The sequence below is a fragment of the Anabaena sp. AL09 genome (assembly GCF_001672255.1).
In the GTDB taxonomy this organism is placed as follows: Bacteria; Cyanobacteriota; Cyanobacteriia; order Cyanobacteriales; family Nostocaceae; genus Dolichospermum; species Dolichospermum lemmermannii.
This window is the reverse complement of record NZ_LJOQ01000049.1, coordinates 41,109-50,201: the sequence shown is the minus strand read 5'-3', so window position 1 is coordinate 50,201 and position 9,093 is coordinate 41,109. Positions and strand designations below refer to the sequence as shown.

Genomic DNA, 9,093 nt, shown 5'->3' with positions numbered 1-9,093 from the left:
TGAGTCCTCTACTCAGGCTGGAGAGATCCTGTCTGAGCAAGTCATGTCTTTGATTAAAGAATCCCCGCGTCTTTAGACCGGGGAGTGTCAAGAAGATAACCCCTGAAGTCTTTGTTGATAAAATTTCTATTCAAGTTTAACTGATCAGAATCAACCATAACAGTATGTCTTACGTATCTCTCCTAAAAAACATACCAGAAATATTCAGCCAACCAACGGGAATAGCCGCTATAGCTTCCCTTGGTATCCACGGCGCTATTGCCTTAATTGTGCCATTAATGCCAGTTAACTCTGGTCAATCTTCTAAAACTGACTCACCCAAAGCAGTGGGATTGATGGAACTGAGTACCGCTGATCAAAGCCGATTACCACAACCTCCTAGTACATCCCCGGTAGCTTTACAGCAACCCCAATTACCGCTACAGCAACAACTACCAGGTGCTAATTCAAGCAGTCCATTAACTAACTATCCCGCTTTACAACCGGAATTATCTAGTCAGTCGGTATTACCAGCTATTCCGAGTTCGCCAACTAACTTGAACCTTTCTTATCTGCCTAGCAACCAATCTATTGAAAGATTGACTCGCAATGATTTACAGATAGCAATGTCTAGATTACCAAGAAGTACATATACTCCCTCGACTTCCTCGACTTCTCCTTTTGTCAATAATCTAGATCAGAGAATGAAAGAAACCGGATCTCTCGGTATTAATCGGTTACCAGAACTGCGAAAAAGTCATGAAATACCTGGAGAACCACTGAATAATCCGTCTGCTGAAGCTATTGATATTGGCAGTACAACAACAGCAGGTATTTCACCACCACAAACAGTGGCATCAGGAAATAATGCTGTTAAGATTCCTCAAGGTGGGGAAAAACTAGCTTTAACAGATAATTCTAGGGGACAATCGCCAGAAATCATCACAAATGAATCTGAATCAAAAGGTAAAAAAACTGAACAATTACTGGCTAAACTGAACTCCTACAATACTCTTAGACAAAATATTCGTCAAGAATATCCCAATGTTAAAGAGAAAGGGGTAATTCGTGAAACCATCTCTACAGATACACCGGAGATGGAAGGTACAGTTGTGGGTAGATTAGTTGTAGATCCAGATGGTAAGGTTTTAGATATTAAATTCCAAGCAGGAACAGAATCGCCTAAGTTACAATCTAAGGCTAGGGAATTTTTCAGTGCTAATCCACCTCAAGCTGATAAGCAGTTAATTAGCTCTTATCCTTTCCAACTCAAGTTCCAAAATAATCCCAATTCTACGGGAGTAAGTTCTAAGATTCAACCAACAGCCACTTCAAATTCTCAAAAATTACCTGAAGTGCAAATCAAACCTTCACTAACACCAAATTCTCAAAAATTACCTGAAGTGAATCAAACCTTCACTAACACCAAATTCTCAAAAATTACCTGAAGTGCAAATCAAACCTTCACTAACACCAAATTCTCAAAAATTACCTGAATCTGAAAATACTAAAAATCGTCCCGAAACTCCATCAGTAAATACTTCTAATTCTGTCACTTCTGAAAAATCCAGTAGTAATTCGCCGGCTGTATCTACTGAATCTAATCAAAAGCTTATCCAAACTTTACGCCAAATCAAGGAAGAAAGAAAAAATCCTTAGCACCATGATCAAGGATCTGATGCGTTACGTTATCGTTAACACACCTTACGTATTTTTCAAGAATCAAACTGGATTTCTATAGATTTGTAAGGGTTTAGCAGTGTTTATTGGTGTCAACGTAAGAACCGCCAGGGAATAAATTCCCTGTCTCATAGCTCAAGTCCGTTAAAACGGACTAATAGATTTTGCTAATGTTTAGTCATCAAAAGAGAACTTTCGATATTAGCAAGGAACTTGAGTTCGGCATGGGGTTTTGCGTTAAGTTGACACCAATGAAGCTCTTGCTTTACCCTTACATAAAAAGACCGCAGAAATATTAGACATGGATTGGATTACTCTCCTGCGATCGCTACAATCTGACTTTCTGAAAAGGTTAACATCTAGTTGTCTACTTCATTGTGAAATAGAAGGTCAACATAGTGAATTAACTATCATTTCTGGTGAGAGATTAAAGGCATTACGGGAATTTTGCTGGTTAATGGCGGAAAAATATAAACGCACTTCCCCAGTCCGTGACGTTTTTATTAATAATCTTAAAGGTAAATTAGGCGAGGAAGTTGTTAAAGAAAGATTAGCGGATTTTATTACGGAAGTAGATTATGAAAAACGCTTTGGTGGTGATGGTAAAAGTGATTTTACACTCACTGCTAATTCTGTAATTGGCGTTGAAGTCAAATCTCGTCACGGTAGTATTGATAGAGTCAGATGGTCAGTGAGTGCGGAAGAAGTGGAAAAAAATGCAGTAATTGTTTGTATTTTGATTCAAGAAGAAGTTAATGAAGCCCAATCTGCATATCACCTTTTTTTAGCTGGATTTCTCCCCACACAAATGATTAAATTGAAAACTGGGAAAATTTCCTTTGGAATTAATCAATTATTGTATAGTGGTGGTTTATTTTCCTATTTAGAACAATTTTCAATTTCGGCAAATTCTCATAAATCTGATTTATCTCAAAGTCAAATAATTAAACCCCAATCTACAGCTGTTGATTTAAATATTTTTTATTTAAATCTCGGTGATGAATATTTCCAAAAAGGGGAATATGCAGCGGCAATTAATAGTTACAATCAAGCTTTACAGTTTAATAATAGTGATGCTGATATTTATTATAAACTCGGTTTAGTTAATTATCAATTAGGTGAATATCACACAGCAATTACTAATTATAGTCAAGCAATAAATATTAATATAAATCATCCTCAAGCTTACAATCAAATAGGTTTAGTACATTATCAAACAGGTAATTATCACATAGCCATAGAAGCTTACACCCAAGCAATTAGAATTAATCCCCATATTGCGATTAATTATAAAAATCGTGCTGATGTTCGTTCTCATATTGGTGATACTCAAGGAGCAATTGAAGATTATAATCAGGCAATTAACCTTAATCCTGATTATGCTACCACGCAAAAAGATAGACAAATATCTCGATATTTATTAGATAAACAACAGCAATTAAAGCAAATAATTGATATTGATCCTCATGATGCTATTGGTTATAAAAATCGTGGACATGATCGGGTTGAATTAGGAGATTATGAAGGAGCAATTACTGATTATAATCAGGTAATTCAAATTAATCCTGATGATATTGATGCTTATTATTGTCGGGGTAATGCTCATTTTGATTTAGGAAAATATGCAGCAGCAATTGCCGATTATACTCAGGTAATTAAAATGAATTTTCACTATGTTAATGCTTATTATAATCGAGGAAATGCCCTGTTAGAAATTGCAGATAAACAGAGAGCAGTTGAGGATTTCCATAAAGCAGCAGATTTATATTGGCAAGCAGGAAAATTAGCAGAATATAAAGATACACAAGCTAGAATAATAGAATTAGAAATAGAAGCATCTTTAGATATTTTAAATTTCTAATATCAATTTTTTGTGGTACAGAATCATAAAATCATCCGTCTTTATCTGCGTTTATCTGCGTTTATCTGCGGTCAATAATTATTAAAATCTGACTTTAAAATTTATCAAAACAGTTTATAATGAAATAGTTGTTAGTGAGTAACTTACAAGTATATGAATAATCAGGGCAAACAAGTTTATAATTACACCGTCATTCTCGAAAGGGAAGAAGATGGAGGATATCATGCTTTTTGTCCCCTTCTTAAGGGCTGTCATTCTCAAGGAGATACTTTTGAAGAAGCGATCGCCAATATCACGGAAGCTGTAGAATTATATCTTGAAAGTCTCATGGCTGATAATCAACCTATTCCTAAAGAAGATTTTATTGTCAAGCCATTAAGTGTTTTAGTATGAGTATTTTTCCAAGTGTCATAGCTAAAGAGTTTATTAAAGTTGTTGAAAAATTAGGTTTTTATTTTGATCGTCAAAAGGGCAGTCACGCCATTTACAAGCATAATGATGGGCGTAGGGTTGCCATGTAAACTAAACAAATCAACATAATCTAACTGAAGATAAGCCAAAGATTTTTCAAAGGTTTGGCGAAATTCTTGAGGGTCTGCAACAGGAGAAACTTTAGTTTGGACTATTAATTTTTCACGAGGAAATTGGGGGAGGATTTTTCCCAACTGCATTTCTGATGTTCCATAACCGCGTGCAGTTTCAATATGATTAATTCCCAATTCTACAGAACGACGAATTACAGCCTCTAAATTTTCCTGATTATCTACGGGAATTTCCTCTGGTGTGACATCTTGCCATTTATATTGATATCGCATTCCTCCGCAGGAAAACACAGGCATTTGTATTTCTGTCCGACCAAAACGTTTGTATAGCATTTGTGACTTTTTTAACTATCTATTAACTAAGAATTAGGTAAGAATTTCTGTTAGTGCTGATTGCAAATTCGGATATTGATATTCAAAACCTGACTCTAAAGTGCGTTTGGGTAAAACCTGTTGTCCTTCCAAAACCACCTTGGCCCCGTCTCCTAATATAGCTTCTATAGCGAATCCCGGCACAGGCAACCAAGAGGGACGATTCATGACGTTACCCATTGTGGTACTTAAATCATTCATGCGAACTGGTTGAGGAGCAGTGGCATTATATACTCCCTCCATTGTTGGTTTAGTTAAAGCTTGGATAATTAAACTGACAATATCATCTAAGTGAATCCACGAAAACCACTGCTGACCACTGCCAATAGGGCCACCAGCAAAGAGTTTAAAGGGGGTAATCATTTTTCCTAAAGCGCCACCATTACCCAAAACAATCCCAAAGCGTAAAATTACTAACCGCACATTGGTATTTTTTACCTTTCTCGCTTCCGCTTCCCACTCTTGACAGACTTGAGCGAGAAAGTCATTACCAGAAGCGCTATCTTCATCAAAACTGGCAGTTTCACTGGTTCCGTAATAACCAATAGCCGAAGTATTGACTAGGACAATGGGGTGAGGATTAGCTTTAGCTATAGCTTCGACAATTTTTTGTGTTCCTAGTTTGCGAGTGTTGAGAATTTCCTGCTTGCGTTCTGGTGTCCAACGTCCCTCAGCAATGGGTTCTCCGGCTAAATTAACTACGCCGTCACAACCAGATATAGCATCTTGCCAAGAGCCGGATACACTGGGGGTATAGGCAATAATTTCTAAGTTAGGAAAAGCTGGGGAGGGAAATACTTTTTGAGCAAAGGTAGAATTGCGGGTTAATACCAAAATTCTATGACCTTCCGTGTGTAGTCTTTCTACCAACCGACTACCCACAAATCCTGTTGCACCACTAATTGCTATTTTCATTGATATTGCTGGTTGTTGATTACCTACTGAGGAATGGGAATTAAATAAAGGACAAATCTTAATTTACAGCACTTTCCGGTGTTATGAGGTACTTATGTAGCGGGCAAGATGCCCGCACTACCGGGGAATATTTTTTTTGCAATTCTTGGAGATTACAGAAAAATTGGCTAAATAATTAACTATGGGGCAAACCTCCTTAATAAAATTGAGTTGGTAACAACACTAACGGAGCTAAAGGCCATTAATGCCGCTGCACTGGCAGGACCGAGAACAAAACCCCAGCTAGGTAATAATACACCAGCCGCGAGGGGAATACCTATTGTATTATAGGCAAAAGCCCAAAATAAATTCTGACGAATGGTATTAAAAGTGGCTCGACTTAACTGAATAGCCTTGACAACATCGGTCAGGGAATTTCGCATTAAAATAATTTCAGCAGTTTCCATAGCGACATCTGTTCCTGAATGTAAAGCGATGCCCACATCTGCCTGTGATAAGGCTGGAGCGTCATTGATACCATCTCCTACCATAGCGACATAAGTTTTGATTTTCCCACATTGAAGAGATTGAATGGTGGCTGCTTTTTGGGCTGGGGGGATACCTGCCATGATGTCGGTGTTGGCGATTCCTAGTTGTTTAGCGATCGCATTGGCTGCTTCTAATCTATCACCACTCAGGAGCATAACTCGCAAACCCATTTGTCGGAGTTTATCTACTGCGGTTTTTGCATCTGGTCTGAGGGTATCACTAACAGCAATTAATCCGGTTAAAGTTCCATCTACAGCCACACCAATTACAGTTTTTCCCTCTGTAGCTAGTTTTTGTCCCTGTTTTTCTGCGGTTTCATTAATATTGACTTGGTGGTAATTAAACCATTCCCAGTTACCTAAAAGAACTTTTTTTCCCTCAACGACAGCGGATACGCCCATACCTGGTTCAGTATGGAATTCTACAGCATGGGGAATAGCTAAATCTTGGCGTTTGGCTTCTTGTTGAATGGCTGTAGCGAGGGGATGATAAGTACCGCTTTCTACGGCTGCGGCTAGTTGAATGAGAGATAATGGTAAAGTTGATTCGGCAATAACTAAACAATCAGTTACGGTGGGTTTACCTGTGGTGAGAGTTCCGGTTTTATCAAAAACTACCGTGTCTAGTTTATGGACTTTTTCTAAAACGTCGCCACCTTTGATTAATAATCCCCGTTCTGCACCCATACCTGTTCCCACTAAGATGGCTGTAGGGGTAGCTAATCCTAAAGCACAGGGACAAGCAACTACCATCACAGCGATCGCTAATTTTAAACTAATTAACAGGGCAGAATATTGGGTATGGGGGATTAAATGCTGGGGATTATGTCCCATATTGTGAGCCATGATCATGCCACCAGTCATCGTCACATCTGGCCAAAGGTGAGTTCCCAACAAATACCAAAATAGGAAGGTTAAACCAGCCGCTGTTAAGACACCATAAGTAAAATATCCAGCCACCGTATCTGCTAATTTTTGAACTGGGGCTTTGCGAGTTTGGGCAGCTTCTACCAAAGCCACAATTTGGGCTAGAATTGTATCATCACCAGTGCGAGTAGCTTGAATAGCGATCGCTCCTGATTGATTTAACGTTCCCCCAGTCACAGTATCTCCTGCTTGCTTCATCACGGGTACAGATTCCCCTGTCAGCATGGATTCATCTATGGTAGTTTGTCCAAAGCGCACTTCACCATCTACCGGAATTTTATCCCCTGGTAACACCTGCAACCATTCACCCACACGCACCTGTTCCGCCGGAATTTCCATAATATTAGCCCCAGCAATCAATTTTTCCGATTCTGGATTAATAACTAACCGGGCTGTTTGCGGCACTAAAGCTAACAATTGGCGAAACGCTTTAGCCGCACGGACTCTAGCCTGTTTTTCTAAAGTTCTCCCCAAAAGAATAAAACCCAACATCATCACCGGTTCATCAAAAAAGCATTCCCAACCCATTTGGGGAAACAATAACGCCACCAAACTGGCAATATAGGCTGTTAGAGTTCCCAAACCAATGAGGGTATTCATATTCGGCGCACCCCGTCGCCAACCTAGCCAACCTTCCACTAAAATTGGTCTACCAGGAATAATAATGGCGATAGTAGCCAGTCCACAATGAAACCAAATGTCATTTAAAAAGGGAAAAATAACAGATCCAATATTACCAAAATGACCAATTCCCGATAGTAACAGTAGTAAACTAGCAATTCCTAACTGTCTAACTATCCCCTGCATTTCTTGGCGTTGTCTTACTTCTGGGTTAGGGATTTTAGATTTATCACCAGCACCTTTAGCCGTCCGTAATTGGCTAGGAAATCCTGTAGCCGTTAATCCCTGAACTAACGCCTCTGCATCTACATTACCAATTTCCGCCTCTACGACTGCGACTTCTGTTGCGAGATTAACACAAACGCTTTTAACTCCTGGATGCTGAATAAGCTGTTTTTCTACCGCATTAACACATCCAGCACACTTCATCCCTCCAACATCTAAAATAATTTTCTCTGAGTTAAGTATTTTTGTGGGAGGGGCAGATTCTATAACTATTTCAGATTCGGGGATCAGTTGCATGGCCAGTTTTTAGGTTCGTTCTTGTTAGTTTAGCGCTTAATAACTAGCGTCTCTACTTTGAGGTTAAGCGAAATCTGCCACTTTGACTAAGTGAACAATATTAAGTTTCCCCAACTCCCCAAAATCCTCAAAATCCTCAAAATCACAAAAATCACAAAAATCATAGTTCAGATGTTATTTTTGAGGTTAAGCCAAATCTGCCACTTTCACCAAAATCCTAAAAATCATTTAAATCACAAAAATCATAGTTTGCTTTTAGCTGTGTAAATTACAGCCGTTAATTGTACTGGTAACATCAAAATCAGGCTTTTGCAGAAATAATTAATTTCCCAATCTGATACGATACTGAAATATCCCATACTCATGATTAGTAAAATGAGTAAGTGAATTCGGTTATGTTTGATAATTTGCATATCAATTTCAATTAATTAATAAACTTTCTAAAACCAACCTTGCTTATTCACAAAATAAGTATTAACAAATTCTTCATGGGGCTTATTGAAGTAAATCATGGCTTCAATCAAACCAACGATTTGCATAACTATCAATGTAAATCCGTAGGTAAAAGAGCCACCAATTACAGAAATTGCTAACATAATAAAACCTTCTGATGTGTAACCAAGAATAAATTTATGCAGCCCAAATCCACCAAAAATAATTCCAGCATAACCAGCCAACAGTTGTTTAGTAGTGTAAGATGGGTTGAGATTGCTCATATTTAGTTATACTCCTTGATGATTGGTAATTGGTAATTGGTAATTGGTAAGATTTAAATGTGGATAAATTTTCCTGAGAAGTAATCGTAAAAATATCAAATTTTCTGATAAAACATCACAAATTCGGCAGAAAAATATTGTGCAGTATCTTCGCTAATTTTCAGGTAGTAATTAACCTCAAAGTTAGTAAATATCCGACACTATAGATTTTTCTACATATTTATTGTTATCAAATCCGGAGGATTTTGTTTGAGAAGTAATTAAGTAGTTAGCAGTGAGAATAAAAACAGTTACCAACAACCTAATGAATTATCTTGACCTGTTCACTGTTCCCTGTTCCCTGACAACTGTACGGGCGAAGCATTTGGAGAACTATTTTTGGCAATGACTGATAATTTATCTTGCAAATGCTTCGCCCCTACTGACAACTG

Annotated in this window: 8 protein-coding genes and 1 pseudogene; 5 read left to right on the top strand and 4 right to left on the bottom strand. The window is 38.1% G+C overall.

The features are described 5' to 3' along the window. The first annotated feature begins 164 nt into the window (after window positions 1–164). The 5 genes from AN490_RS09930 to AN490_RS09910 all read left to right on the top strand — a co-directional run bounded on the left by AN490_RS09930 (window position 165) and on the right by AN490_RS09910 (window position 4,041). Window positions 165–1,427 (top strand): hypothetical protein, encoded by a 1,263-nt coding sequence (locus AN490_RS09930; protein WP_300002525.1) that lies wholly within the window; start codon window positions 165–167, stop codon window positions 1,425–1,427. A gap of 1 nt (window position 1,428) precedes the next feature. After that, complete coding sequence (locus AN490_RS09925) at window positions 1,429–1,638, top strand: hypothetical protein (RefSeq protein WP_300002522.1); 210 nt, start codon at window positions 1,429–1,431, stop codon at window positions 1,636–1,638. Window positions 1,639–1,960: 322 nt separating this feature from the next. Continuing rightward, window positions 1,961–3,520: a tetratricopeptide repeat protein gene (locus AN490_RS09920; RefSeq protein ID WP_300002519.1), complete on the top strand. Its 1,560-nt coding sequence runs from the start codon at window positions 1,961–1,963 to the stop codon at window positions 3,518–3,520. Window positions 3,521–3,673: 153 nt separating this feature from the next. Then, the gene (locus AN490_RS09915) at window positions 3,674–3,913 is read left to right on the top strand and encodes a type II toxin-antitoxin system HicB family antitoxin (RefSeq protein ID WP_213718379.1); all 240 of its coding nucleotides are present in this window, start codon (window positions 3,674–3,676) and stop codon (window positions 3,911–3,913) included. Continuing rightward, the gene (locus tag AN490_RS09910) at window positions 3,910–4,041 is read left to right on the top strand and encodes a type II toxin-antitoxin system HicA family toxin (protein ID WP_300002515.1); all 132 of its coding nucleotides are present in this window, start codon (window positions 3,910–3,912) and stop codon (window positions 4,039–4,041) included. Before AN490_RS09915 ends, AN490_RS09910 begins: the two co-directional genes overlap by 4 nt. Here AN490_RS09910 and AN490_RS09905 read toward each other — a convergent pair. The 4 genes and pseudogenes from AN490_RS09905 to AN490_RS09890 form a co-directional block, all read right to left on the bottom strand. Beyond that, a pseudogene (locus AN490_RS09905) lies at window positions 4,033–4,395 on the bottom strand (aldo/keto reductase); the annotation flags it as partial. The gene AN490_RS09910 and the pseudogene AN490_RS09905 overlap by 9 nt on opposite strands. Before the next feature lie 33 nt (window positions 4,396–4,428). Beyond that, window positions 4,429–5,349 carry a TIGR01777 family oxidoreductase gene (locus tag AN490_RS09900; protein WP_300002512.1) on the bottom strand — a complete coding sequence of 307 codons (921 nt, stop codon included), beginning with the start codon at window positions 5,347–5,349 and terminating at the stop codon, window positions 4,429–4,431. A gap of 179 nt (window positions 5,350–5,528) precedes the next feature. After that, entirely contained in the window at window positions 5,529–7,946 is a 2,418-nt protein-coding gene (locus AN490_RS09895) for a cation-translocating P-type ATPase (RefSeq protein WP_300002509.1), read from the bottom strand. 440 nt (window positions 7,947–8,386) lie between these two features. Continuing rightward, on the bottom strand, window positions 8,387–8,662 hold the full coding sequence (locus AN490_RS09890; protein WP_015080393.1) for an NINE protein: 276 nt from the start codon (window positions 8,660–8,662) through the stop codon (window positions 8,387–8,389). Window positions 8,663–9,093: the final 431 nt, after the last annotated feature.